This is a genomic window from Lentimicrobium sp. S6 (assembly GCF_013166635.1).
Classification (GTDB): domain Bacteria; phylum Bacteroidota; class Bacteroidia; order Bacteroidales; family UBA12170; genus UBA12170.
In genome coordinates, this window is sequence record NZ_JABKBZ010000315.1 from 1 (window position 1) to 309 (window position 309).

The following is a 309-nucleotide window of genomic DNA, read 5'->3' on the forward strand; positions in this document are numbered from 1 at the left end:
CTGTTTGTGTTTGGGCTGCTGCAGCTGTGATACTTGGGTTCTCAGTATCTGTAATAACGATATCTTGAGTACAAGTTGCTGCATTGCCATGGATATCTTCTACTGTCCATAAGATAGTTGTTGTTCCCACTGGATAAGTATCTGTGGCATCGGCTGTATTATTATAGTCATTAGTGATACTAGCTACGCCTGTATTATCTGAAGTTGTTGGAGCAATTACTGCTACGGACGCATCACAGCTATTTAAATCTGCTGTTTGTGTCATTGCGCCTTCACATGCTATACTTGGAGATTCATCATCTGTGATGA

At 41.1% G+C, this 309-nt stretch carries 1 protein-coding gene; it reads right to left on the reverse strand.

Annotation, left to right across the window (positions count from 1 at the left end):
* The coding region (locus HNS40_RS22860; protein ID WP_172285006.1) for an HYR domain-containing protein at window positions 1–309 on the reverse strand (309 nt) is incomplete at both ends.